Source organism: Comamonas sp. 7D-2 (assembly GCF_022749555.1).
In the GTDB taxonomy this organism is placed as follows: Bacteria; Pseudomonadota; Gammaproteobacteria; order Burkholderiales; family Burkholderiaceae_C; genus Comamonas; species Comamonas thiooxydans.
On record NZ_CP094238.1, the window covers coordinates 1,875,185 to 1,900,799 of the forward strand.

General features: G+C 61.3%; 13 protein-coding genes and 1 tRNA gene. 10 read left to right on the forward strand and 4 right to left on the reverse strand.

Annotation, left to right across the window (positions count from 1 at the left end; all coding sequences use genetic code 11):
- Positions 1–103: 103 nt before the first annotated feature.
- Positions 104–1,972, reverse strand: coding sequence for a lipid A export permease/ATP-binding protein MsbA (msbA, locus tag MPZ60_RS08635; RefSeq protein WP_034356707.1), 1,869 nt, complete (start codon positions 1,970–1,972; stop codon positions 104–106).
- A gap of 300 nt (positions 1,973–2,272) precedes the next feature.
- Between msbA and tolB the strand changes: the two genes are divergently transcribed.
- From tolB to MPZ60_RS08660, 5 genes are all read left to right on the forward strand, one after another.
- Positions 2,273–3,592 carry a Tol-Pal system beta propeller repeat protein TolB gene (gene tolB / locus MPZ60_RS08640; RefSeq protein WP_034356708.1) on the forward strand — a complete coding sequence of 440 codons (1,320 nt, stop codon included), beginning with the start codon at positions 2,273–2,275 and terminating at the stop codon, positions 3,590–3,592.
- A 67-nt stretch (positions 3,593–3,659) separates the two neighbouring features.
- Complete coding sequence (gene pal, locus MPZ60_RS08645) at positions 3,660–4,187, forward strand: peptidoglycan-associated lipoprotein Pal (protein WP_034356711.1); 528 nt, start codon at positions 3,660–3,662, stop codon at positions 4,185–4,187.
- The gene (ybgF, locus tag MPZ60_RS08650; RefSeq protein ID WP_012837777.1) at positions 4,187–4,948 is read left to right on the forward strand and encodes a tol-pal system protein YbgF; all 762 of its coding nucleotides are present in this window, start codon (positions 4,187–4,189) and stop codon (positions 4,946–4,948) included. Before pal ends, ybgF begins: the two co-directional genes overlap by 1 nt.
- Positions 4,948–5,772: a ThiF family adenylyltransferase gene (locus MPZ60_RS08655; RefSeq protein ID WP_034356714.1), complete on the forward strand. Its 825-nt coding sequence runs from the start codon at positions 4,948–4,950 to the stop codon at positions 5,770–5,772. Before ybgF ends, MPZ60_RS08655 begins: the two co-directional genes overlap by 1 nt.
- 96 nt (positions 5,773–5,868) lie before the next feature.
- Positions 5,869–5,944 (forward strand) — tRNA-Lys (locus MPZ60_RS08660).
- 460 nt (positions 5,945–6,404) lie between these two features.
- On the opposite strand, the gene MPZ60_RS08665 is transcribed toward MPZ60_RS08660, so the two are convergent.
- The 3 genes from MPZ60_RS08665 to MPZ60_RS08675 all read right to left on the reverse strand — a co-directional run bounded on the left by MPZ60_RS08665 (position 6,405) and on the right by MPZ60_RS08675 (position 8,115).
- A complete protein-coding gene (locus MPZ60_RS08665) occupies positions 6,405–6,590 on the reverse strand; it encodes a hypothetical protein (protein WP_003070780.1) in 186 nt (61 codons plus the stop codon).
- 560 nt (positions 6,591–7,150) lie between these two features.
- Positions 7,151–7,549 (reverse strand): cytochrome c family protein, encoded by a 399-nt coding sequence (locus MPZ60_RS08670; protein WP_034383582.1) that lies wholly within the window; start codon positions 7,547–7,549, stop codon positions 7,151–7,153.
- A complete protein-coding gene (locus MPZ60_RS08675; RefSeq protein WP_012837780.1) occupies positions 7,546–8,115 on the reverse strand; it encodes a ferritin-like domain-containing protein in 570 nt (189 codons plus the stop codon). The genes MPZ60_RS08670 and MPZ60_RS08675 overlap by 4 nt, the downstream gene beginning before the upstream one ends.
- Positions 8,116–8,305: 190 nt before the next feature.
- Here MPZ60_RS08675 and MPZ60_RS08680 point away from each other — a divergent pair, with 190 nt between their 5' ends.
- From MPZ60_RS08680 to MPZ60_RS08700, 5 genes are all read left to right on the forward strand, one after another.
- On the forward strand, positions 8,306–9,001 hold the full coding sequence (locus MPZ60_RS08680) for an RNA polymerase sigma factor (RefSeq protein ID WP_034356731.1): 696 nt from the start codon (positions 8,306–8,308) through the stop codon (positions 8,999–9,001).
- A 412-nt stretch (positions 9,002–9,413) separates the two neighbouring features.
- Entirely contained in the window at positions 9,414–10,649 is a 1,236-nt protein-coding gene (locus MPZ60_RS08685; RefSeq protein WP_034356719.1) for an EAL domain-containing protein, read from the forward strand.
- 1,014 nt (positions 10,650–11,663) lie between these two features.
- A complete protein-coding gene (locus MPZ60_RS08690; protein ID WP_242607023.1) occupies positions 11,664–13,205 on the forward strand; it encodes a TolC family protein in 1,542 nt (513 codons plus the stop codon).
- Between the two features lie 17 nt (positions 13,206–13,222).
- On the forward strand, positions 13,223–14,005 hold the full coding sequence (locus tag MPZ60_RS08695; RefSeq protein WP_034356737.1) for an efflux RND transporter periplasmic adaptor subunit: 783 nt from the start codon (positions 13,223–13,225) through the stop codon (positions 14,003–14,005).
- Positions 14,006–14,214: 209 nt separating this feature from the next.
- Positions 14,215–25,605 (forward strand): Ig-like domain-containing protein, encoded by an 11,391-nt coding sequence (locus MPZ60_RS08700; protein WP_034384959.1) that lies wholly within the window; start codon positions 14,215–14,217, stop codon positions 25,603–25,605.
- The last annotated feature ends 10 nt before the right edge of the window (positions 25,606–25,615 follow it).

Sequence of the window (25,615 nt, forward strand, 5' to 3'; positions counted from 1 at the left end):
TTCACCGCCGTCATTAATATTTTGATAGCTGCTAACGCCCAATGAAAAAGGACTTTAGAGTTGTTTGACTCTGAAGTCCTTTGTTCATATGCGGTAGCAGCTCTTAAATTTGAGGCTCTCCGGGGGTCGAGCTGCGCACCTGATTGTGCAGGCGGGCGTAGAGGCCGCCCAGCTCCATCAGCTGTGCATGCGAGCCTTGCTCGGCAATTTGGCCGCGCTCCATGACCACCACGCGGTCCGCATGCTCGATGGTGGACAGGCGGTGGGCGATCACCAGCGTGGTGCGTCCCTGCATCAGCCGGTTCAGGGCTTGCTGGACCAGGCGCTCGGATTCGTTGTCCAGTGCCGAGGTGGCTTCGTCCAGAATCAGGATGGGCGCGTCCTTGTAGAGCGCGCGCGCAATGGCCAGGCGCTGGCGCTGGCCGCCCGAGAGCTGGCTGGCATTGTGGCCCACCAGGGTGTGCAGGCCCTGAGGCAGATTGCGCACGAAGTCGCCCAGATTGGCCGCCTCCAGCGCGGACCAGACGCGGGCCTCGTCAATATCCTTGCCCAGCGCCACATTGGCCGCGACGCTGTCGTTGAGCATGACCACGTCCTGGCTCACCATGGCGAACTGCTGGCGCAGCGTGTTCAGGTCCCAGTCGGCCACGGGCACGCCTTCCAGAGTGATCTGGCCGCTGGTGGGCGAGAAAAAGCGGGGCAGCAGATTGACCAGCGTGGTCTTGCCGGCACCGGACGGCCCGACCAGGGCCACGACTTCGCCGGCCCTGACGTTCAGGCTCAGGTGCGAGAGGGCCGGAGCCTTGTCCGCGCCGAACTGCACGCTCACATCGCTCAGCTGCAGCGCGCCGCTGACCTTGGCGGAGGGCTTGAAACTGCCGCCTTGCTCGTCGGTGGAGCCTTCGAGCAGGGCCAGGCCACGCTCCAGTGCGGCCACGCCGCGCGTGATGGGGTTGGCCACATCGGCCATGCGGCGAATGGGCGCAATCAGCATCAGCATGGCCGAGATGAAGGCGGCAAAGCCGCCCACGGTCACATCCTGCACGCTGGCCGAGCCGATGGCGGCGCCGCCTTCGCGGCTTTGCCACAGGGCGATGCAGAGAATCACCGACAGCGCAATCGCCGCCAGCACCTGGGTCAGCGGCGTCATGGCGGCCGAGGCGATGGTGGCCTTGGTGTTCAGGCCGCGCAGCTGCCGGCTCAACTCGCCAAAGCGCGACTGCTGCGAAGCCTGGGCACCATGCAGGCGCACCATGCGGTGGGCCAGCACGTTCTCCTCCACCACATAGGCCAGCTCGTCGGTGGCCGTCTGGCTGGACTTGGTGATGCGATAGAGGCGGCGCGACAGCGTCTTCATGACCCAGGCCACACCCGGCACCATGAAGGCCACGATCAGCGTGAGCTGCCAGTTCAGATAGATCAGGTAGCCAAGCAGGGCGATCAGTGTGAAGCCGTCGCGGGAGATACTCATCATGGCCTGCACCAGCTGCTGGGCACCGGTCTGCACCTCGTAGACGATGGTGTTGGACAGCGCCGATGCCGATTGCCTGGAAAACAGGCTCATGTCGGCGGCCAGCAGACGCTCGAACAGCTTCTGGCGCAGACCCAGCATGCCGTCATTGGTGATGCGTGCCAGAGCGTACTGGCCCGTGAACTGGGCCAAGCCGCGAATGACGAACAGGCCGATCAGAAACACCGGCACCGTCCACAGCGCAAGCGAGCCAGCCGTAAAGCCGCTGTCAAGCAAGGGCTTGAGCAGTGCCGGCATGGCGGGCTCGGTGGCTGCCCCCACCAGCGTGGCCAGGATGGCCAGACCCCAGGCCCAGCGCTGGCCCGAGAAATAAGGCGTCAGGCGCTTGAGGCGCTGCATCAGCGGCAGCTCGGATGGATTGACGGGGGCTGCTTGAGCGGGAGCTGGGGCAGGGACGGCCTTGGCGGTCTCGCTCGGCGATGGGGACGGTGTGGCTTGCATAAGCGCGTGATTTTAGGGCTTGTGCTTTTGGAGTCCGCACGGATCTCAATAGATGAAATTTGGGATGAAGTTGTAACCAACTATGCCTGTTTGAATATAAAGCGCAAGCCTGCGGCAGAATCGGCGAGGGGATTGCCTCTGCGCTCATGCAGACTCTGGCATGCTCCCGATCTGAAAGTTTTGTGGCACTTGCGTTTGATCACCCTACTGAGCACGTTCTTACATCAGGAATCCGTCAGTGTGTGTAACATTCGCGCTTGTGTTTGTACCGGGCAATTCCGGAAATTTTGATGGCTGCCAATGACTATTGACCGACTTCCATCCCTGACAACCTGGGCGGCAGGGCCGCGCGCTTCCCGCAGAGCCATGCTGGCAACGTTAGCCGCCACGCCGGCCCTTCCGGCACTGGCCCAGTTCAGGGTTGAGGTAACAGGCGTGGGCCTGACACAGTTGCCGATCGCAATTGCCCAGTTCAAGGGAGAGGGCTCGGCCCCACAGAAGATTTCCGCCATCATCCAGGCCGACCTGGAGCGCAGCGGACAGTTCCGCGGTGTGGATGCCTCGGGCCTGGCGCTTGACGAGACCTCACGCCCCGATGTGGCCCAGTGGCGTCAGAAGGGTGCCGATTCGCTGGCGACCGGCAGCATCACGCGTCTGGCGGATGGCCGCTGGGATGTGCGCTTCCGCCTTTGGGATGTGGTCAAGGGCCAGGATCTGGGTGGTCAGGGCTTCGCAGTCACCACCGGCGATCTGCGGCTCGTGGCCCACCGCATTGCCGACTACATCTATGAAAAGCTCACGGGCGAGAAGGGCATTTTCTCCACCCGCATTGCCTACGTGACCAAGGCAGGTGCCCATTACCGCCTGTGGATTGCCGATGCGGACGGCGAGAATGCCCAGTCCGCGCTGTCCAGCCCCGAGCCCATCATTTCCCCAGCCTGGGCGCCCAACGGCACGCAACTGGCCTATGTGTCCTTCGAGTCACGCAAGCCCGTGGTCTATGTGCACGATGTAGCCAGCGGCCATCGTCGTCTGCTGGCCAACTTCCGCGGCTCCAACAGCGCTCCCGCCTGGTCGCCAGACGGCAGCCGTCTGGCCGTGACGCTGAGCCGCGACGGTGGCTCGCAGCTGTATCTGCTCAGCGCCCAGGGCGGTGAGCCCCGCCGTCTCATGCAAAGCAGCGGCATCGATACCGAGCCCTGCTTCTCCAGTGACGGCCGCACCATTTACTTTGTCAGCGATCGTGGCGGTGCACCTCAGGTCTACAAGGTCTCGTCCTCGGGCGGCAGCGCCGAGCGAGTGACCTTCACCGGCAACTACAACATCTCGCCCGCCATCAGCCCCGACGGCAAATGGCTGGCCTATGTCTCTCGCGTGGGCGGTGGCTTCAAGCTCCAGGTCATGGATCTGGCGACAGGCACCGTGAACTCCGTCACGGACACCACGGCGGACGAAAGCCCGAGTTTTGCGCCCAATAGCCGTCTGATTGTTTACGCCACCATTCAGGGCGGCCGTGAAGCACTCATGACCACAACGCTGGACGGCAAGATCAAGGCGCGTCTGGCCGGTGCAAGTGGAGACATACGTGAGCCCGACTGGGGCCCGTTCCAAAAACACTGATCTGAAGTTTGCTTTCCCTCTTTCTTTCTAGTGATGAAGTCCGTTGTGGACTGTTCGGAGAAATCTCATGTTGACTATCAAACGTCTTTCCCTGGCTTTGGCTGTGACCGCGCTGGTCGCAGGTTGCAGCTCTGGCGTCAAGCTGGACGACAAGCCCGTTGACGGTTCGCTGTCCAGCCAGGGTGCTGGCGCAAGCGGCCAGGGCCAAAGTGGCGTGTCGGGCGTGGACCTGACCGGTTCCGCCGCTTCCAAGGCAGGCCCTCAGGGTGTCAGCCGCATCGTCTACTTCGACTTTGACAGCTACTCTGTCAAGGCTGATGCACAGCCCCAGATCGAAGCCCATGCCAAGTTCATCAAGGCCAACCCCGCAGCCAAGGTGCAGCTGGAAGGCCATACCGACGAGCGCGGCGGCCGTGAATACAACCTGGCCCTGGGTCAAAAGCGCGCTGAAGCCGTGCGCCGTTCTCTGGGCCTGCTGGGCGTGAACGACGCTCAGGTTGAAGCGGTGAGCTACGGCAAGGAAAAGCCCGCTGCTGAAGGCCATAGCGAAGACGCTTACGCCCAAAACCGTCGCGTTGAAATCAACTACCGTTAATGATGAAGCAGGCCTTGTTGACTCTCCGTCACGCAACGCTGCCTCGCATGGTGGCGGCCGGCCTGCTGGCCGGCTCTGCCATCAGCGCCCATGCAGCCCTGTTTGGTGATGACGAGGCGCGCCGCGCCATCATCGAACTGCGCCAGCGCGTTGACAGCCTGCAGCAATCGCAGGAGCAGACCCGCCGCAGCCTGCTGGATCTGCAGTCGCAGATCGAGTCGCTCAAGTCGGACCAGGCCAAGCTGCGAGGGCAGAACGAGCAACTGACACGCGACGCCGCGGAGTTGCAGCGTGGCCAGAAAGATCTGGCCAAGGGCTTTGACGAGCGCCTGCGTCAGTTCGAGCCCGTGAGCGTCACCGTGGACGGCGTGGAGTTCACTGCCGATCGCAATGAGCAGCAGGAATTCGAGCAGGCTCTGGGCATGTTCCGTTCGGGCAAGTTCCCCGAGGCCGGTCAGGCCTTCGCCGCTTTCCTGCGCCAATGGCCCAAGAGCGGCTATACGCCGTCGGTGCGCTTCTGGCTGGGCAACTCGCAGTACGCCACGCGCGACTACAAGAATGCCATCGCCAATTTCCGTTCGGTCATGACCAATGCGCCCATGCATGCTCGTGCACCCGAAGCGGCCCTGTCCATCGCCAACTGTCTGGTGGAACTCAAGGACACCAAGGCAGCTCGCAAGACCCTGGAGGAGCTGCTGCAGGCCTATCCGAACTCGGAAGCCGCAGGGATTGCCAAGTCCAAGCTGGCGACGCTCAAGTAATGGCCGAATATTCACAGCCTCAAGCGGAAACAGCGCCCCGATCCGGCGCTGTTTTTTCTATGGAAGAAGCAGATGTGCAGCGCCGCTTTGGCGGTTTGGAGCGCCTCTACGGCGTGCAGGGGGCAGCCCGGATTCGTGCGGCCCATGTGGTGGTGGTTGGTGTGGGCGGAGTCGGTTCATGGACGGCCGAGGCTCTGGCGCGCAGCGGCGTGAGCCGCTTGACTCTGATCGATATGGACCATGTGGCCGAGTCCAATATCAATCGCCAGATCCACGCGCTGACCAGCACTGTCGGTCAGGCCAAGATCGATGCCATGCGTGATCGCATCGCCGAGATCAATCCAGCCTGCGAGGTCAATTGCATCGATGAATTTGTCGATCCAGACAACTGGCAGCAACTCTTGCCGGCAGATGTTGATGCGGTGATAGATGCTTGCGATCAGATCAAGGCCAAGGCCGAAATGGCGGCGCATGCGCGCAAAACCAGGCAGTGCTTTATCTCCGTTGGTGCTGCAGGTGGCAAGCGCATGGCCCACTTGGTGGACATTGCAGACCTGAGTGCGACAACCCATGATCCGCTTCTGTCGCAGCTGCGCTACCGACTGCGCAAGCAGCATGGCGCTCCCAAGGATGGCAAGCGCATGGGGGTGACTTGTGTGTTCAGCCGCGAGGCTGTCGCACCACCTGATGCATCTTGCTCAATCGAGGGCGGTGATGGCAGTCTCAACTGCCACGGCTATGGCTCGGTCGTGGCTGTGACAGCTACCTTTGGTCAGTGCGCAGCAGGCTGGGTACTTGATCAGTTGGCTCGCAAACCAAGCTAATCCAACTAATTCAAGAATTAGGCAAAGAGCCGGAAAAAATAGATTACAATAACGTCATTCCACTGATTAGGCAACTACTGCTTTTGATGTGTGGCAGGGTCTTTAGCTCAGTCGGTAGAGCAGCGGACTTTTAATCCGTTGGTCGCGAGTTCGAATCTCGCAGGACCCACCAGAATACATAAGCCGCTACAGCTGGTAAAGCTGTAGCGGCTTTTATGTTTTATTCCCATGGTGGGAGCATTCATCGCTCCAAGGAATTGCGGTTTGCTCTCCTGAGCGTTCATGGACACGGGCGGCCCTTGCTCTGTCGGCCTACGGTTCGGATAGCGCTCCGTATCGATTTCTGTGCCGGGTTATCAATCAACAGAAACGCCTCTTGCGAGGCTGAGTGGCCTCTGCAGCCAGGTTTTGTGCTTCACCAAAGGCTTTGTCCGTCGGAGTGGCGAACCTGCTTTTCGCTGGAGAGGCAGCGGCTCAGCAGATCGGTCAGTTTAGGTGATGGTGGAGCCAGGCCTTGTCTTCTGGCGGGCCAGCGGTGCTGGCGCTGGTCGCCGTGTGCTTGTCGAAAAAGCAGAACCCCGCTCAGTTCAACCGTGGCGGGGTTCGTCAGGAGATCGGAGACCGAGCTGCTGTTATGGGGTTTTGCTTCTTCCCCGGTAGTTCAGGTCGGTGGCCGAGTAGTTCTCACGCTTGCGCCAGTCCATTTGAATCGGGCCGGCGTGGTTGGCTGGATAGGTGATGCGCTCTTTTTCGCGATTGAGTTCCCACTGCTTTGCATCCACGATGCGATGGACTGTGGACTCTTTGGATTTGCTCATGGGGAAGGCGGCCTTCAATCAAGTTTCTGAACCTAAAGAAGACGGTACAGCTGCCGGGATGGCGAGTCCAGTGAATTCGCCTGATGAATGACGGATCGCCTGGATTGCGTTGGAATCACGACTACTAGGGGGTATTTTTAGGGTGGATGCGGATAGTTGCTGCTTGGAGGGTGGGGCTGTGTTCCCGTCAAGGCGTCAGCCTTGAAGCGGCCTGAGCCCTGTGCGACAGCTCAAACGCTGCAAACAGAGCGTCGGGAAATTCTCGTCGGGCATATTGGCCCCCGGAATGAGAAAAGTCCGCTGTGGAAGATGGGCAGGGTGATGGATTCCAGGTGAGCGATGCCTTCGACTGTGACTGTTAGACCCAAATACATGCAGCCGGCGATCTGTCGTCCACATCCTGCCTCGATGCGTATTCCGGTTGGGCCGACTCCTCGCGCCGGAGGCGAGGCATGGTGTTGCATCGGCCGGTGGAATCCACCGCCTGAGGCAGTCAGCCTGAGCATTTTCTTGGTGAACTGCTTCAGGCCGATTGCGACGCGCAGCTAGGGTATATGCATTCAATGCGGGAGTGCTCGAAGTGAATGACACTCTCGTGAATCGTTAGCTTGCTTGAGGTAGGCAATCAAGTCGCTACGCTCCTTGGGGTCAGGGATTCCGGCGTACGTCATTGTCGTGCCTGGTAGCATCTTCATGGGCTGGGTCAGGAAGCGATCGAGTGTTTTTTCGTCCCAGATGAAGCCGGAATTCTTCATCGCATCCGAGTAAGCAAAGCCGGGAACCGTGCCAGCACGCCGTCCCAACAGGCCGCAATGATGCGGTCCCACTCGGTCGTATGCCAGCGCATGGCAGGCTGCACAGCGAGCGTATATCTGCTCGCCAGGAAGTTTGTCAGGTGCTGCATGCACTGTCGCAGCGAACGACAGCATGCCAAGCAGCAGCCACCGTTCGGTGTTCATGATACGAATGCCGTGGGGACCGGTGCTTCGCCCACTGCCTGGCGCAGTACTGCCCAGTGCATGGCTTCATCACCCAGAATGCTGGCCGCAGCCTTGGATAGTTCTCGATTGCCAAACAAGGGAACGGCTCCCAGATAAGCACTGACGGCCCCTTGCTCCAGTCGTGCCGCAAAGCGCAGCACATCCTCCTGTGATTTCAGCTGATTTGCTGGGAAGTTGTAAGCAGTCTTGGGGACTACCGGCTTGCCACCCAGTTTTTCAACCGTCTTGGCAAGTAGTTCAGCATGCGCTTTGTGATGGCCCTGGAAGGTCAGGGCCAGATCCAGCACCGAGTGTTGTAGCAGTTTGCTTTCGGCTCCCAACTGATAAGCAGCAATGGCCTCCAGCTCTGCACTCAGGGCGGTGTTCAGGATTTGAGTGTCCTGGGCTTTTCCATCGCCGGTTTTGGCGGCCAGCGCTTCACGGCCGGCTAGTAGCGCAACAGCGGCACCTGAAAGCATCAGCCCGGATTGGCCAAGAAAGAGGCGGCGCGCCTCCTGTGGATGAGCGATATGCAAAAACGACATGATGCACTCCTTCGTAGGTGACGAGGCCAGCTTTGGGAGACCGGAAATCCGGTGGCCAGGGCAAGCACTCATCCATTGGATGGATCGGAGCGTCACCACGTTCCGCCCCTGTTGGCAGCAGGGCCGAGAATCAGATCGACACGGGAACGCTGGACGCGGATACACCATCCAATGGTCAAAGGAGGCGTACATGCCGCACACTCAACCTTCGAACCACAGCCCTGCGGTTGCTGATGCTTCGGATCTGGAGCTCGCTTTCAGAGCCGCAGCTGGCGATGAGGTGGCTTTCGAGGCCATCATGCGACGCCACAATCGCTTGTTGTTCCGCACCGCACGAGCCATATTGAAAAGTGACACGGATGCCGAAGATGTCGTGCAGCAGGCCTATTTGCAGGCTTGGCAGGCATTGGGGAATTTCAGGGCGGATGCCAAGTTGTCGACATGGCTGGTACGCATTGTCGTTAACGAAGCACTTGGACAGATTAGACGTCGTCAGTTGAAGATCGTGCCGCTGGAGTCCGCGATGGCATCGACCCAGCAGATGGATGCCAGTTGGCAGCAAGACGATATGGACCGCGGCCCCGATCGAACCGTCATGCGTTCGGAGTTGCGTCGAATCATGGAGGCGCGCATTGACCTGCTGCCCGATGACTTCCGCAGGGTTTTCATGTTGCGCGGCGTCGAAGAGATGAGTGCGCAAGAGGTGTCGCAGATACTGGAAATTCCAGAGGCCACGGTGCGCACGCGCTTCTTCCGTGCACGAAGCATGCTTCGTGAAGGGCTTTCACAGGATCTGGATATGGCGCTCAGCGACGCCTTCAATTTCGATGGAGAGCGGTGCAATCGCATCGTGTCCTTGGTACGGGCAAGACTACCCCGGCGTTAAGCAGACATGCTTGAATCATTGGTTCTGATGACCATGCAGCAAATGCAGACCGATTCGCAAGAGTGGATAGTAGATCTGCGCTTCACTAACTCTGGATTTCTTCATGCGTAGACCTCCCTGGGGTGGGCTCTCTACTTTTGAGTGGAGCGAGGATTTGAGGAGGCTTCAAAGCGGATAACAGGTGGCGACATATGCCACGAAGCCGTCATACAGAAAAACTCACCGCGGAAACATTCCTGGAGCAGCAGCTGAAATCCAGGTGGATGGCGAAGCTGGTGGATTGATTGACATTTTCACCACGGCAGCTGCTGAGACACTTGTTGGATATCGATGATCATCGCTTCACATTGCATGCTTTTCCAGATTAAATATTGACAAAAGCCGTGTGAGTCGACTGTATGTAAGAGGGGGCATGCAGATGAACGATCTGGAGGTTGACGGGAATCGCCATCTCAATCATTTGATGAGATCAGGTGTGTGCGCAGAAGGAGTGGATCGCATACTGCGTGCGGTTCGCAAGCATCTGGGAATGGATATCGCCTTTGTCTCACACTTCGGTGCGGCCGAACGGGTGCTCAAGCATTTGGACAGTGTTTCGGGCGGGCCGCTCCATCAAGGCCAGAGCATTCCCATGCAGGAGGGATACTGCCTGAAGGTTGTTCATGGCGAGCTGCCCGAATGCATTCCGGACACAAGTTGTGTGCCGGCTGCTCAGCACATTTCTGCAACACATGCAATTCCAATTGGGTCTCATTTGAGTGTTCCCGTCCGTCTCACGGATGGGCATGTGTATGGGACGCTTTGCTGCTTCAGCTATCTCCCGAACCCAACACTAGGGGAGCGCGACATGCAATTGCTGCGCGCATTTGCAGAGATTCTGGCAGACCGTATCGAAGAGCAGGCTGCCGAGGAGCAGGTCAAGGCACGGTTGGTCGGTGAGGTCCGATCCGCGTTGGCGCACGGTGATCCGAGGATGGTTTTCCAGCCGATCTGCAGTTTGCGTGACAAGGCCATCTGCGGCTTTGAAAGCCTTTCGCGTTTTGATGTCGAGCCCAGGCATGCGCCGGATTATTGGTTCGATGTGGCAGACAAGGCCGGTTTGGGCATTGACCTGGAGTTGTGCGCTGTTTCCAAGGTGCTGCCAGCGCTGGAGCGGCTGCCCGCCAACAGCAGCGTAAGTGTCAACTGCTCGCCACAATTGCTGCTTAGCAGCAAATTCCATCAACTACTTGATGGCATTGATGATCTCTCACGTCTGGTCCTGGAGATTACAGAACATGCTGCGGTCAAGGATTACAAGGCTCTTGCCATTGGGCTGGAGCCTTACCGTCGCCGGGGCGCGAAACTGGCGGTTGACGATGCTGGTGCAGGCTATTCCAGCATGCGGCATATCCTCAATCTCGAGCCCGAGATCATCAAGCTGGATATGAGTCTTACTCACTCTATCGATACAGATGAGAAACGGCGTGCACTGGCCAGAGGCCTCATCAGCTTCGCGCATGAAATAGGAAGCCTGGTGATTGCAGAGGGCGTTGAACGGGCGGAAGAGCTGGATATGCTGCAAAGGCTTGGAGTGGATTGCGCTCAAGGGTATTTGCTTTCCAGGCCACTTGAGATTGATGCCGCGGCGGTGTTCTCGCTTCACTAGTCGGCAGGTGTCGCTACATGGGCGGTCGCATCGTTTGGGTGTCTGGCAACCGATCTCGTCCTGCAGACGGCTGGCTTAGCTGGCTTCGTTCGCCTGCATCGAGCAGGCCTTGGCTCTTCTCGTGACTCCTTTGCAAAGGGCCTGAGCCCATATGGAGCCTCGGGTGACGGGTGCTTGGTTTGAGCTTGGTTTGTGCTTGGCCCTAGCGTAAACATCTATGTAGTGCTGTCAATCAATGCGAGCATACTGTTTGCGAATATCAATTGCACGAGGACGCTATGAAGTGGCTGCTTGTCAGTTTTGCGCTCATGGTGTTGACGCTCTGCGTCAGCTTTGTCGCGTCGGTCGCGGACGACCTGAGGCAAGGCAGCGATCAGGATTGACTGCCGGGGTTTTCAGCACCCCTCATGAGGCATTTCCGCGCCATCGATTGCAATCGTCACGCCCATGATGTTGCGGTCGATTTCCATTGGGCGTCCAGACCCCTCAAGCTTGACGATGTCGCTGCCGCGATTGAACTGCCTGGCTTTGCTGGAGCAGTTTGATGTGCCTGGTGGGCGTTGTTGTGCGTCTTCCAATGCCTCGGAATGCCTGGCAAGCGCGCTTGCGAACGGTGTTGATCTGAAATTCACAGCTCAGGGCTGAAATCTCCAATAGCAGCTATGCGCCGTCGGCTCTGAGAAAACCCGAAGGAGCGCCTTGCTGTCTCCAACCGGAAGCGGCTTTGGAAGCAGCCTCAGGCAGCTACACACTGCACCACAACCGACTCGCTTGACCAGTCTCCACCAAGGACTCAATGCACCAATTGGGGCAAAAAATGAGTGCGGCTGCATGGTGCTTCTGGCAGAAGAAATACCTGATTTCAGTGATTGCGGTTGTCACCTTTGATCAGTAATATCGCGAACACATTTTTTGACAATTAAGACTTTTGCATACTTTTTGAGGTTTGGTGCATAGATTCCATCTGGGCCAGTCTTCTTGTCAAACCGTCTTTGCCACCATCCCCTTGCGAATATGAACGCCATTGCTCACTGCCGGTCCGAGACAAATTTTCGTGGCCGTGTCCGGCTCACGGCCTTGTTGGGCTCTGCCATCTGGCTCACTGGCTGTGCCAACCTGAGCAGTCAGGCGCTCTCGACAGAAGAAATTCAGTCGCAGGTCCAGGCCGATCGGCAAAGCCTCGGCAAGGACGTTGCTCCGCTGACTGGTGTGGTGAGTCTTGAAGAGGCCATTGCGAGAGCCATCAAATACAACGCAGCCCAGCGCCTGCGTGGCATGGAAGAGGCAGTGGCCCAGGGCACGGCCAATGTTGCCAAGTTCGACATGCTGCCCAAGCTGGTGGCCTCGGCCGGCTACCGCTACCGCGACAAGGACCTGATCAGCCGCAGCACGGACTCGGTCACGGGCGCGCCTTCCCTGGCTCATCCCTATATCTCGTCGGATCGTGAGTCGACCTTGGCTTCGCTGAGCTTCTCATGGAGCCTGCTGGACTTCGGTCAAAGCTATTACGCCGCTCGTCAGCATGCGGATCGCGCCCAAATTGCGGCTGAGCGTCGCCGCAAGGCCATACACACGCTGATCCAGGATGTACGTATCGCTTACTGGCGTGTGGCTGCGGCCCAGGCCCTGGAGTCTTCGCTGCAGACCGCAGGCCGGGATGCAGACAAGGCCCTGGAAGACTCGCGCAAGGTCGAGGCGGAAAAACTGCGCTCCCCCATGGAGCCGCTGCGCTATCAGCGCCAGTTGCTGGAGAACATCCGCCTGCTGGAGGCCATTCAGCAGGAGCTGTCTTCCTCGCGCATCGAGCTGGCATCCTTGATGGGGGTCTCGCCCGCAGAGCTGAACCAGCCGCTGCGCGTGATCGAGCCTGCGGCCTCGAATGCCCAGCGCTGGCTGGAGCAGCCGGTGGACAAGCTGGAGGACCGGGCCCTGCTGCTGAACCCGGATCTGCGCGAGAGCCTGTACAACGCCCGTATCGCCAATGAAGAGACCAAGCGCGTCATGCTGCGCATGTTCCCCGGCCTTTCCTTCAACTACGGTGTCAACAAGAGCAGCGACAGCTATCTGATCAACGACCGCTGGCAGGATGCGGGCCTGCAGATCTCTTTCAATCTGCTGGGGCTGCTGTCACTGCCTGCGCAGCGTCAGCTGGCCGATGCGGGTGTCCAGCTGGCCGATCAGCGTCGTCTGGCTACCCAGATGGCGGTATTGACACAGCTGCATGTAGCGCGTTTGCAATTTGCGAACGCCGTGCGCCAGTATGAAAGAGCGCAGACCATTGCCTCGGTGGACCAGCGTCTGTCCGAGCATGTGAACAACCAGGTGCAGGCCGACAAGCTCAATGCGCTTGAACGGGTCTCCCAGCAGACCACAACTATTCTTTCCGTGCTGCGTCGTTACCAGGCCCAATCCAATATGCAGGCCGCCAGTTCCCGTCTGCAAGCCACCTTGGGCATGGAGCCCGTGATCGAGGGCTCCGACAGCATGCCCTTGCTCGAACTCACGCAGGCCGTTGGCAAATCGCTGCAAAGCTGGGACGCGGGCCAATTCCAATGAAGTCTTGCGTGTCTCCCTTGATTCTGGGTCTGGCGTTGTGCCTGTCGCTCACCGCCCACGCCCAGCACGGCTCCTCAGTCCAGAGCTTTCCCAAGACTCAGGCACCCTTGCCCAGTGTGCTGGACCAGCGTGAGATCCGTGCCCAGCTTTCACCGCGCCGCTACACCACTCTGGCAGCAGAGATCGGTGCCAAGGTACAGCGTCTGCCCGTGGTGGAGGGGGGCGCATTTCGTCAGGGACAGTTGCTGGTGCAGTTTGACTGCAGCCTGCCGCAAGCCCAGTTGAACAAGGCACAGGCAGGGGTGGATGCCACCGAGAAGACCTGGAAGGCCAACCAGCGCCTGGCCGAGCTGAACTCTGTCGGCAAGGTGGAGCTGGATGTCTCTCAGGCCGAATGGAACAAGGCCAGGGCCGAGGTCGCCGCCAACCGCAGCTTGCTGAGCAAATGCCAGATCACCGCGCCCTATGCGGGTCGCGTGGCCGAGCAGAAGATCCGCGAGCAGCAATATGCGCAGCCGGGCCAGGCGCTGCTGGACATTCTGGACGACTCCGCGCTGGAGCTGGAGTTTCTGGTGCCTTCGCGCTGGCTCAGCTGGCTGCATTCGGGCTCGGAATTCCAGGTGCGCATTGACGAGACCGGCAAAACCTATCCCGCCAAGGTGCAGCGCCTGGCTGCGCGCGTGGACCCGGTGAGCCAGTCGGTGAAAGTCAATGCGGCCATTCACGGAAAGTTTACCGAGCTGATCGCCGGAATGAGCGGGCAGGTGCTGCTGGCACCACCCCAGACTGGCAAGCCCTAGACATTCAAATACAAGAGCATATTGCGCATGCCATTCAAAGGTTTCAGATTACTTTAATGCTGAAGTCTATATATGAAAGGCGCCAAAAGCTCATATTTTTATAGTCCGATAGCAAGAGACCGACAGCTCCCGGGAAGAGGGCAAGCCGGCGGCCTGAACCTGCAAGGCAGGCAAGCGCCATGCCACCTTCATACAGGAAGGACACTTTGATGACCCGCAAATCTCGCTCATTCTGGAGCCGTCTGACACAGGCCATGACGGCGCAGGCAGTGAAGACCGATGCCGCCCAGCGCTTGCAGCCGGCTTCTGCCGTGCGCCCGCTGGCATTGGAGCAGCGCTTTATGTTTGACGGTGCAGCGGCGGTGGATGTGGCGCATGCGGCTACAGATGCTGCGGCGCCTGCGGCCGCAGAGCATATGGTGGACACGGCAACTGCGCTGCGACATGCGCTGACCGTGGAAGCGCACAGAGCGACCGAGGCTTCGCCGGCGACTACACAGCGCCAGGAAGTGGTCTTCGTTGACAGCAATATCAAGGATTACGAGCAGCTCATCAGCGGCCTGAAACCAGGCACTGAAGTCGTCGTGCTGGATGCGAACAAGGATGGGCTGCAGCAGATTGCCAATTACCTGGACGGCCGCAGTGGCATCGATGCCATCCATATCATCAGCCATGGCTCGGAAGGGCAGGTGCTGCTCGGCACGTCGGTGCTGGACACGGGCAGCGTCCAGCAGCGTGCGGACGATCTGGCCGCCATCGGTGATTCGCTGAAGGCGGACGGCGATATCTTGATCTACGGCTGCGATGTGGCCAAGGGTTCCGGCCAGACCCTGATCCAGCAGATCGCCAGCCTCACGGCAGCCGATGTGGCGGCTTCCAGTGATGCGACCGGCGCCCTGAGCAAGGGTGGGGACTGGTCGCTTGAGGCGCAGGTGGGAAGCCTGGAGACCGCTTCGCTCTGGCAGGACGCGGCGCCCGGCTATGACGGCCTGCTGGCCACGGTTTCACTCAATTCGACCTGGTTGGCCAATAATGCTGACGAGTGGAGCTACTCGGATAACCAGGTCGCTGGAAATCTCGCGGCCACTGCCACTAGCATCTATCTCAATGTGGACTCGAATGCCTTCAACACGCCTCCCGTCGAGTTCACCATCAGCAGCAGCGGCGGCCCGTTCAATCTGGATAGCATCTCCGTCCAGGCACTCGACGCCAGCGATTATCAGTTCGAGATCTATCCCACTGGCAACGAGGCCGCCAAGGTCACCAGCGTCCTGATCGCGAATCAGACCGGTCAGACCATCGTCATCCCTGCCAACCTGCTGAACATCACGTCCTTTACGATCCGTTTCCTCGATGTAATTCCGGGGCCGGATGTAAATGAGGGGAGTCCAGCCAACATGGACTTCCTCAGCTTCACGACTTCTCCCGCCAATACCGCGCCGACCCTCGGCAACGTCAATGGCGACAGTGTCGCCTGGGCTGGCGTTGGCAGTAGCGTGACGCTGGACGCCGGCGGCAACGCCACGCTGGCGGATGCTGAATTCGGCGCACTTAACGGAGGCAATGGCAACTGGGCCGGCGCGAGCCTGACCCTGCAACGTCCCAGCGGCGCGGTTCCCGGCGATGACTTCGGCTTCAATACCTCGGGGGCGCTGTTCACTGTCAGCGGTAACAACCTGCAGTTCAATGGCAACACATTCGCCACCTACGCCAACACTGGCGGTGTACTGACCGTCACCTTCAACAGCAGCAGCGCAATAGCCACCACCGCACTGGTCAATGACGTGGCACATCGAATCACCTACCGCAGCGACACCCCGGCCGGCGATGCTACGGTGCGTTTCACCCTGAGCGACGGCACCTCCAGTGCCACGGCTGATACCACGGTCACCAGCGACACCATTTACATCACCAACCTCATCGACACCGCCACGATCAACGCGGCTAACGGGGTGAGCATCAGCGAGGCAGTGGCGATTGCCGCTCAAGACGCCACGGGTAGCCAGACGCTTGTTTTCGGCACCAATTTTTTCAGCAATACCGTATCGCTGGCCGGAAACCTGGCCATCAACGAAAGCCTGACCCTCAACACCGATTCGGCCTCGGGGCTGGTCATCAATGGCAGCACCATTACCTTGGGTGGCGGCACTACGCTGAGCTTTGTGAATGGGAGCGGCGACACGGCAACCGTCAACAGCACCATCGCAGGGACCGGCGCGCTGGCCAAGTCCGGCGCTGGCACCCTGACACTCGGCTCCACCAGCAATAATGCCGGTTGGTCCGGGGCCGTGTCGGTCACGGGCGGAACGCTCACTACCGACACCGGCTCGCGCCTGTCGAGCGGTAGCCTGACCCTGGACGGCGGCACCCTGGCCATGACCGTGACGGGGGTGGGAGCGTCCACCACCTTCACCAATGCCATTACCTTGGGTACGGGCGGCGGCACCATCAGCGTTGCCGGTGGCAGCGGTGCCAACACCGCCAATTTCTCTGGCGTGATTTCCGGCGGCGGCAGCCTGACCAAGACGTCTCCGTCGATCCTGCAGCTCAGCGGCAACAACACCTACACCGGTGCCACTAACGTCACGGGCGGCACACTGCTCGTCAGCCATGCCAATGCACTGGGTACCACTGCGGGCGGGACTACTGTCAGCAATGGCGCAACGGTGCGTATCGACGGTGCCCTGAGCGTCGCCGAGAGCTTCGTGGTAAGTGGCAGCGGCACGACGGTGTCCTCCGTCAATTACGGTGCCATTCACCTCGTTTCCGGCTCCTCCACCTTGAGTGGCAACGTCACCCTCGCTGGCGGTACCGATATCAGTGCTGCCTCTGGCAGCACCCTGACCCTCTCCGGCGCCCTGAGCGGGCCGTTCAGTCTGAACAAGACCGACAGCGGCACGCTGACGTTATCCAATACCGGCAACGAGGCAGGCCATACCGGCGGCACTACCATCACCGGCGGCACGCTATCGATCGCCAACGACGACCACTTGGGGTCCGGTCAGGTCACGTTGAGCGGCGGCACTCTGGCCGTCACCGGCTCCACTACCATCGATAACGCAATCGCCGTTGCTGCGGCATCGACCATCAACAACAGCGCCAATGCCGCCCTGAGCGGCGTTCTCAGCGGCAGCGGCACCCTGACCAAATCCGGTGCCTCCACCCTGACCCTTAGCGGCAATAATACCCACAGCGGTGCCGTCAGCTTGTCCGCCGGCGGCCTGAACCTCAGCGGCGGTTCGGCGATCGGCAACAACAGTGCCGTGACGCAATCGGCCGGCACTACGCTGACCCTCTCCAGCGACGAGACCATCGGCTCCCTGGCTGGCACAGGCAGCGTGGTACTCAACGCCGGTCTGACTACCGGAGGCGACAACACCAGTACCACCTACGCCGGTGCTATCTCGGGTCTGTTCGGCCTCACCAAGGCTGGTAGCGGCACGCTGACGCTGACCGGCAACAACAGTTACACCGGCGCCACCAACGTGTCGGCGGGCGGGCTGACGCTCAACCGCGTCGGCGGCGCGCTGGACGACAACACGTCGGTGGCGCTGGCGTCCGGCGCGACCCTGACCGTCTCGGCCGATGAGACCATCGACGCCTTGTCCGGCGCCGGTACGGTGGCCCTCGGCACCTCCGCGCTGACGATCGGCATCAACGGCACCAGCAGCACCTTCTCCGGCGCGATCACCGGTTCCGGCACCCTGACGCTGGATGGCGGCGGCACCTTCACGTTGTCCGGCACCAACAGCGGACAGAGTTGGGGGATGCAGGTATTGAGCGGCGGCACCGTTTCGATCGCCGGCGACGCCAATCTGGGCAGCGGAACCCTGCAACTGAACGACGGCACGCTGTCTGTTACTAGCGCCGGAACCATCGACAATGCGATCTCGTTGGGCGCGAGCGCCGGCAGCATCTCAGTGGGCTCCGGCTTGGCCGTCAGCCTGAGCAGCGCGATCGGCGGTACTGGCGCCCTGACCAAGACTGGCAGCGGTGCACTGACACTCTCGGGCAGCAACAACTACGCCGGCACCACCACTGTGTCCGCCGGCACCCTGTCCGTAGCTGGCAGCACTGCCAGTGCCACCACAGTGGCCGCCGGGGGCACGCTGGCCGGTACCGGTATCCTGGGCGGCAATGTGACGGTGCAGAGCAGTGGCTTGCTCTCCCCGGGTAATGCCGGCGCGGGCAGTCTGACGATCAACGGCAATCTGCAGATGAACGCGGGCAGCGTCCTGGCTGTCGAGATCAACGGCACCACAGCTGGCACCCAGTACGACCAAGTAGTGGTGAATGGCGCGGTGATCGTTGCCGGCGCCACCCTTTCCGCCACCCATGGCTACACGCCCGGCCTCGGCGACGTCTACACCATCATTTCCAACAATCTCGCGGATGCCGTCACCGGTAGCTTCAGCGGCCTCGCCGAAGGCGGCACCCTGACTGCCGGTGGCAACAGTATCCAGCTGACCGCCAACTACGCCGCTGGCGACGGCAACGACTTCACCCTCACAGCGCCGATCAACAGCATGCCGGTGGTGACTGGTCTTGACGGCGACAGCACGCCCTATACCGCCGGCACCACGGTGGTGCTCGACGCCGGCGGCAACGCTGTAGTCAGCGACGCCGAAGACGACTTGGCGAACTGGAGCGGCGCCAGCCTGGTGGTGCAGCGCTATACCGGCGGAAGCGCCGACCCGAGCGCCAACGACCTGTTCGGTTTCGACCTCAGCAACGCCAACTTCAGTGTCAGTGGCAACGCCTTCAGCGGCGACCTGCAGTTCGCCGGTCTCACCTTCGCGACCTACAACTACGCCGGCGGCGTGCTGACCATCACCTTCACCGGCAGCAGCTTTCCGGCGTCCACCGCGCTGGTGCAGGACGTGGTACGCCATATCAGCTACAACAACGCCACGCCCTACGGCGACGCGAACATCCGTTTCGCGCTCACCGACAGCCTGGGCGGCACAGTCAACAGCGACGTGACGCTCACCTGCAACACCATCTACGTCGACCAGAGCAACGACGACGCCGGCGGCGACGCGGCGGACGGCTTCAGCCTGCGTGAAGCGTTGGCTCGCGGTGCGGCCCAGGGCGGCGCGGACACGATTCGAGTGGTACTGGCTGATAACAGCACCATCACCCTCGGCAGCGGCGTCACCGGAGGCGCGGGCGACACACTCGATCTGGATGGTGCCAATGGACTTACTATCGGTGGCAGCACCATTACCCTGGGTGGTGGTTTCACCATCAGCAACGGTTTTACCGACACCGCCACGATCGCCAGCACGCTGGCCGGCAGCGGCTCACTGACCAAGACAGGCGCCGGCACGCTGACGTTGGCCAGCACCGGCAACGAAGCCGGCTTCTCGGGGGCTATCGCCATTGATGGCGGCACCCTGGCGGTCGGCACCGACGATGCGCTCGGCAGCGGTGAGCTGCAGTTCAACGGCGGCACCTTCGATGTCACCACTGGCGGTGTCACGGTCGACAACAACATGGTCTTCGGTGCCGGTGGTGGCTCGCTCCACGCCGACGTCGACTGGACCGCCTCGGGTGTGTTCTCCGGCGGCGGCACGCTGAGCAAGACCGGTATATTCGGCACCCTGGCGCTGAGCGGTACCAGCCAGCACACGGGCACTACAGTTCTCGGTGAGGGCATCCTGGCCGTCGGCAGCGACAGCAACCTCGGCAGCGGTCTGGTGAGCGTCTATGGCGGCACCTTCTCGGTGACCAGCAACGGCCAGACCATCGACAACGCGTTCGACATCACCAGCCGCTCGGGCGCAATCGAGCTCGGCTTCGGCATCGAAGCCACGCTGTCGGGCCTGATTACCGGCAGCGGCGACTTCTTCAAGAGCGGCAGTGGCACGCTCAACCTGATCAACATTGGCAACAGCGCCAGCAACTGGACCTTCGGCCAGATCAACGGCACGACGGTGGTCACCTCGGCCGACCAGATCGGCGGCGGTATCCTCAAGCTCGCCGGCGGTACGCTGGCGGTCAATTCCAACAGCACCTTCACCCTCAACCGCACGACTCAGGTGCTCAGCGCGGTCACTCTCGACGCCACTGGCAGCGGCACTGGCGTGGTGATCAGCCTCGGTGGCCTGACGAGCGGCAGTGGGGCGTTCAACCTCAACGCTGGCGATAGTCAGATCTACCTGGGCAACGCCAGCGGCCTGAGCGGCAATCTCACCCTGTCCTCAAGCGGCGGTACCGGCCTGGTGGCCGCGATCGGCAACAGCACCCTGGGCAGCGGCACGATCAACCTGACCGCTGGCGCCACCTTCGGCGTGGCCGGCAGCGGCCGTACCTTCAGCAACGACATCGTGCTGCTCGGCGACGCCACGCTGCGCACCGGTTCCCCGGCTACGGGCGATGACGACATCACCTTCAGCGGCGTCATCAGCGAAAGCGGCGGCGCGCGCAACCTGACGGTGAATGCCTACTCGGTCGGCGGCAACCATACCGACGTGGTGCTGGCGGGCAACAACACCTACACCGGCACGACCACGCTGGTCGCTGGCACCTTGAGCGTGGCGTCCGACGCCAACCTCGGTGGCGGCGACCTGATCCTTGCCGGCGGTACGCTGGCCGTTGGCGGCGCTACCACTATCGACAACAACGTGATTATGTCGGGTGGGGCGACTATCCAGGCTGATGCGGCGACCACCCTGTCCGGTGTGATTTCCGGTGGCGGCACACTGACCAAGAGCGGCAGCGCGACCCTGACGCTGACCGGTGCCGAGACCCACACCGGCGCGACCACCGTCTCCGCCGGCACCCTGGCGGTCAACGGCAGCACGGCCAGCGCCACCACCGTGTCCAACGGCGGCACCCTGGCCGGTACTGGTGCCCTGGGCGCAGTGACGGTGCTGAGCGGCGGTACGCTTGCCCCGGGCGGTAACGCGGCGGGCATCCTCACCATCAATGGCCCCCTCTCCATGGCCGCCGGGAGCACCCTGGCGCTGCAGATCAATGGCCTGACCGCGGGCTCCGGCTACGACCAGGTCGTGGTGAACGGTACGGTGGACATGAGCGCCGCCAACCTGGCCGTCACCCACGGCTATGCGTCGGCGGAAGGCGACGCCTACACCATCATCAGCAATGACCTCGCCGATAGCGTGACCGGCACCTTCAGCGGTCTTGCCGAGGGCGGCATCATGGCCGCCACTGGCAACGGCACCGCGCTGACCACCAGCTACATCGGCGGCAACGGCAACGACGTCACCCTCACGGCACCCATCTTCCCGCGGGTGACCGGTGTGACCTCCAGCAACGGCAATGGCCAGTACGGCATCGGCGACGTCATCACCATCACGGTGACCTTCGACGCCAATGTCAGCGTCACTGGTACCCCCCAGCTGCTGCTGGAGACCGGTGCCACCGACCGGCCCCTCAACTACGTTTCCGGTTCGGGCAGCAATACCCTGACCTTCAGCTACACGGTGCAGGCGGGTGACGTTGCGGCCGATCTCGACTATGCCGCCACCACGGCGCTGACCCTCAACGGCGGCACTATCAAGGGCGCTGCCAGCCAGGATGCCATCCTCACCTTGGCCGCCCCCGGCGCCGCCGGCTCCCTGGGGGCCAACAAGGCCCTGGTGGTCGATGGCGTGCGGCCGTCCGCAAGCATCTCGCTCAGCGACAGCAGCCTGACGGCGGGTGAGACCGCCACGGTGACCATCACCTTCAGCGAGGCGGTGACTGGTTTCAGCCTGGCGGACCTGACGGCCCGCTACGGTACCCTGAGCAACCTGAGCACCAGCGACAACATCCACTGGACCGCGACCCTGACGCCGGACGCCGGCAATACCAGCAACGGCAACTATGTCTCTCTGGACAACAGCCTCTACACAGATGCCTCGGGCAACACAGGCGCCGGCGTGGCCCTGTCCAGCCTCTACGCCGTCGATACCCAACGGCCGACCGCAACGATCGTGGTCAGCAACAACTCGTTGAATATCGGTGGCAGCAGCCTGGTAACCATCACCTTCAGCGAGGCGGTGACCAATTTCGGCCTGGCCGACATGTGGGCGACCAACGGCACCCTGAGCAACTTGAGCACCAGCGACAACATCACCTGGACCGCGACCCTGACCCCGACCAATGGCGTCACCCACAGCGGCAATGTCGTCACCCTGAGCAACTTCGAGGTCAACGACCTGGTGGGCAACGCCGGCACCGGCACCACCAACTCCAACACCTACTCGGTCGACACCCAGCGGCCGACCGCGACCATCGTGTTCGCCAAACCGAACATGGGCATCGGCCAGATGTCGCTGGTGACCATCACCTTCAGCGAAGCGGTGAGCGACTTTACCAATGATGACCTGACGGTGAGCAACGGTACCCTGAGCGCGGTGAGCAGCAGCGACGGCGGCGTCACCTGGACGGCCACCTTCACCCCGACGGCGGGCATCAACAGCGCCAGCAACTACGTCATTCTCGACAACACGGGTGTGCTCGACGGGGCGGGCAACGTCGGTAGCGGCACCACCACGTCCAACAACTATGGCATCGATGGCGTGCGACCCACCGCCACCGTGGCCATCGACAAGAGCTCATTGATCATCGGCCAGACCGCGCAGGTGACCATCACCTTCAGCGAGGCGGTGACCAGTTTCTCCAACAGCGACCTGACGGTGAGCAACGGTACCCTGAGCGCGGTGAGCAGCAGCGACGGTGGTGTCACCTGGACCGCCACCTTCACTCCGGCCGGGAACATCACCAGCGCCAGCAACGTCATCACCCTGGGCAATACTGGCTACACCGACACCGCTGGCAACGCCGGGACTGGCACCAGCGTGTCGAGCAACTACGCGATCGACACCCAGCGCCCGACCGCCACCATCGTCATGTCGGACCCAAACCTGAGCGCCGGCGAGACCTCGCAGGTGACGATCACCTTCAGCGAGGCGGTGACCGGTTTTACCTTGGGCGAATTGAACGCCGGCAACGGCACCCTGAGCAACCTGAGCAGCAGCGACGGCGGCGTCACCTGGACCGCGACCTTCACCCCGAACGCCAACACCAGCAGTGGGACCAACGTCATCACCCTGGCCAATACCGGGATCTTCGACATCGCGGGCAACAGTGGCGCGGGTACCACCAGTTCGGTCAACTACAGCATCGACACCGTGCGTCCCACCGCGACCATCGTGGTGGCCAATCCGGCGCTGAAGATCGGCGACACCTCCCAGGTGACCATCACCTTCAGCCAGGCGGTGAGCGGTTTTACCAACGCCGACCTGACGGTGGTGGGGGGCACCCTGAGCGCGGTGAGCAGCGCCGACGGCGGTGTCACCTGGACCGCCACCTTCACCCCGGCCGGCGACATCAGCAACGCGGCCAACCTGATCACCCTGGACAACAGTGGTGTCAATGCGGCCTCGTCGGGCAACACCGGCACGGGTCTCACCACCTCCAACAACTATGTGATCGATACCCAGCGGCCGACCGCAACCATCGTGGTGGCCAAAGACCAACTGGGTATTGGCGGCAGTTCGCAGGTGACCATCATCTTCAGCGAGGCGGTGACCGGTTTCAGCCTGGCCGACCTGACGGCCGGCAACGGTACCCTGAGCAACCTGACCACCAGCGACAACATCACCTGGACTGCCACCCTGACGCCGGCGGTGGGCGTGAACGCGGGCAACAACCATGTCAGCCTGGATAACACCGGCGTGACAGACATTGCAGGTAACGCGGGTTCCGGCACCACCGACTCGAATGCCTATGCAGTGGACAGCATCCGGCCTACAGCGACCATCGTGATAAACGATCCAACGTTGTCGGCTGGCGAGAGCACCACCGTGACCATCACTTTCAGTGAGGCGGTGACCGGTCTCGACAACAACGATCTGAGCGTGCCCAACGGCACGCTCGGCACGCTCAGTTCCAGCGATGGCGGGATCACATGGACGGCGACGTTCACGCCGACCAGCAACATCACTGACGCCAGCAACCTGATCACCCTGGACAATTTCGGGGTGACTGACGCTGCCGGCAATGCTGGCAGCGGCACCACGGACTCCAACAACTACGTCATTGATACGCTGCGCCCAACGGCGACCATTGTCGTGGCGGACACCAGCCTTGCGGTCGGTGAGACCTCGCTGGTGACCATCACCTTCAGTGAAGCGGTCGCCGGTTTCACCAACGCCGACCTGACCATTGCCAACGGTACGTTGTCGGCGGTTTCCAGTGCGGACGGCGGTATCACCTGGACTGCGACCTTCACGCCGACCGCCAACACCAGTGACGCCAGCAACCTGATCACCCTGGACAATTCCGGGGTGACTGACGCTGCCGGCAATGCTGGCAGCGGCACCGCCGATTCGAACAACTATGTCATCGACACCCAGCGCCCGACAGCCAACATTGTGGTGAACGACGCGGCGCTGGCGGTGGGCGAGAGTTCCACGGTCATCATTACCTTCAGCGAAGCGGTGACGGGGCTGGATATTGGTGACTTCACTGTGGCGAACGGCAGTCTGAGCAACCTCAGCAGCAGCGACGGCGTCACCTGGACGGCGACCCTGACGCCGACAGCCAGCATCACCGATGCCAGCAATGTGATCACGCTGAACAACACCGGCTATATGGATGCGGCAGGCAACAGCGGCATCGGCACCGCAATATCCAACTCTTATGTCATCGATACCCTTGATCCGGTTGCGCCAGAAATTACTCTGGATCAAGCCACGTTGGTGAATGGGCGGCAGGTCTCGCCAACGGGCTTGGTCTTCATTTCTGGTCTGGAAGCAGGAGGCCGTTGGCAGTATTCCTTGGACAATGGCGTTTCCTGGATTGAAGGCCGCGGGAACTCTCTCCAGCTACCTGGTCTCGGGGCATTCAGCCTCTGGGTTCAGCAAAGGGACGTTGCGGGCAATGTATCTTCGGTAACGTCACTCAGCGGCGTTGTTGAACCGCTGGTACCTCCTGCCGTGCCTGTTCCATTTGCCTATGCTGTGAGTAGTCCCTCTGATGGACTTGGTCTCGCTCCATTTCAACTTTCCGAGGTACCAGAGCCGAATGCTGGTTTTCTACACCCTGCATCGATGATGCTCGGCTCCGTATCTCGAGACGCAGGAATGCCTCGTCAAGATGGCTGGTCTGAATATGGCCTTCCGCAGTCAATTGCAGGCGTCAATGACTGGATGTGGGCGTCGCTTTTCGCGCCGGCAGAACCCAATCGCTCTGGATTTGATCCAGCACCTGAGCAGTTCTCGGTCACGAGTGGGGGCAGCACTCTGGACCTGAAGCCCGTCCTCCTGGCATCGGAGAGCCCGTGGGATATCGAGTCGCTCCAGTTCAGCTTCTCCGGTAAGCAGGAGCTGCCCGGATGGGTGCGCTTGGACCGTCATAGCGGCCAGCTAACCATCAACGCACCCAAGGACCTCAGCACGACGCTTGTTCTGCAGATCAAGGTCAGCGATGGAAAGGGACACGAGTCGGTGCGAACTGTCAAGCTGATAGTCGGCGATGCACAGGCTACATCCAGTGTGCCCACAGGGCGAGCCGGACTGAGTGAGAAGATGGCAAATGCGGCAAATCAGCAGACGGGGAAAAGGATGTCCCAGTATGTCCATGGTTGATGGAGTCATG

Bases quoted from the DNA above. Each gene is read 5' to 3' on its own strand.
- msbA (WP_034356707.1), bottom strand. From the start codon at position 1,972: ATGCAAGCCACACCGTCCCCATCGCCGAGCGAGACCGCCAAGGCCGTC.
- tolB (WP_034356708.1), top strand. From the start codon at position 2,273: ATGACTATTGACCGACTTCCATCCCTGACAACCTGGGCGGCAGGGCCG.
- pal (WP_034356711.1), top strand. From the start codon at position 3,660: ATGTTGACTATCAAACGTCTTTCCCTGGCTTTGGCTGTGACCGCGCTG.
- ybgF (WP_012837777.1), top strand. From the start codon at position 4,187: ATGATGAAGCAGGCCTTGTTGACTCTCCGTCACGCAACGCTGCCTCGC.
- MPZ60_RS08655 (WP_034356714.1), top strand. From the start codon at position 4,948: ATGGCCGAATATTCACAGCCTCAAGCGGAAACAGCGCCCCGATCCGGC.
- MPZ60_RS08665 (WP_003070780.1), bottom strand. From the start codon at position 6,590: ATGAGCAAATCCAAAGAGTCCACAGTCCATCGCATCGTGGATGCAAAG.
- MPZ60_RS08670 (WP_034383582.1), bottom strand. From the start codon at position 7,549: ATGAACACCGAACGGTGGCTGCTGCTTGGCATGCTGTCGTTCGCTGCG.
- MPZ60_RS08675 (WP_012837780.1), bottom strand. From the start codon at position 8,115: ATGTCGTTTTTGCATATCGCTCATCCACAGGAGGCGCGCCGCCTCTTT.
- MPZ60_RS08680 (WP_034356731.1), top strand. From the start codon at position 8,306: ATGCCGCACACTCAACCTTCGAACCACAGCCCTGCGGTTGCTGATGCT.
- MPZ60_RS08685 (WP_034356719.1), top strand. From the start codon at position 9,414: ATGCAGATGAACGATCTGGAGGTTGACGGGAATCGCCATCTCAATCAT.
- MPZ60_RS08690 (WP_242607023.1), top strand. From the start codon at position 11,664: ATGAACGCCATTGCTCACTGCCGGTCCGAGACAAATTTTCGTGGCCGT.
- MPZ60_RS08700 (WP_034384959.1), top strand. From the start codon at position 14,215: ATGACCCGCAAATCTCGCTCATTCTGGAGCCGTCTGACACAGGCCATG.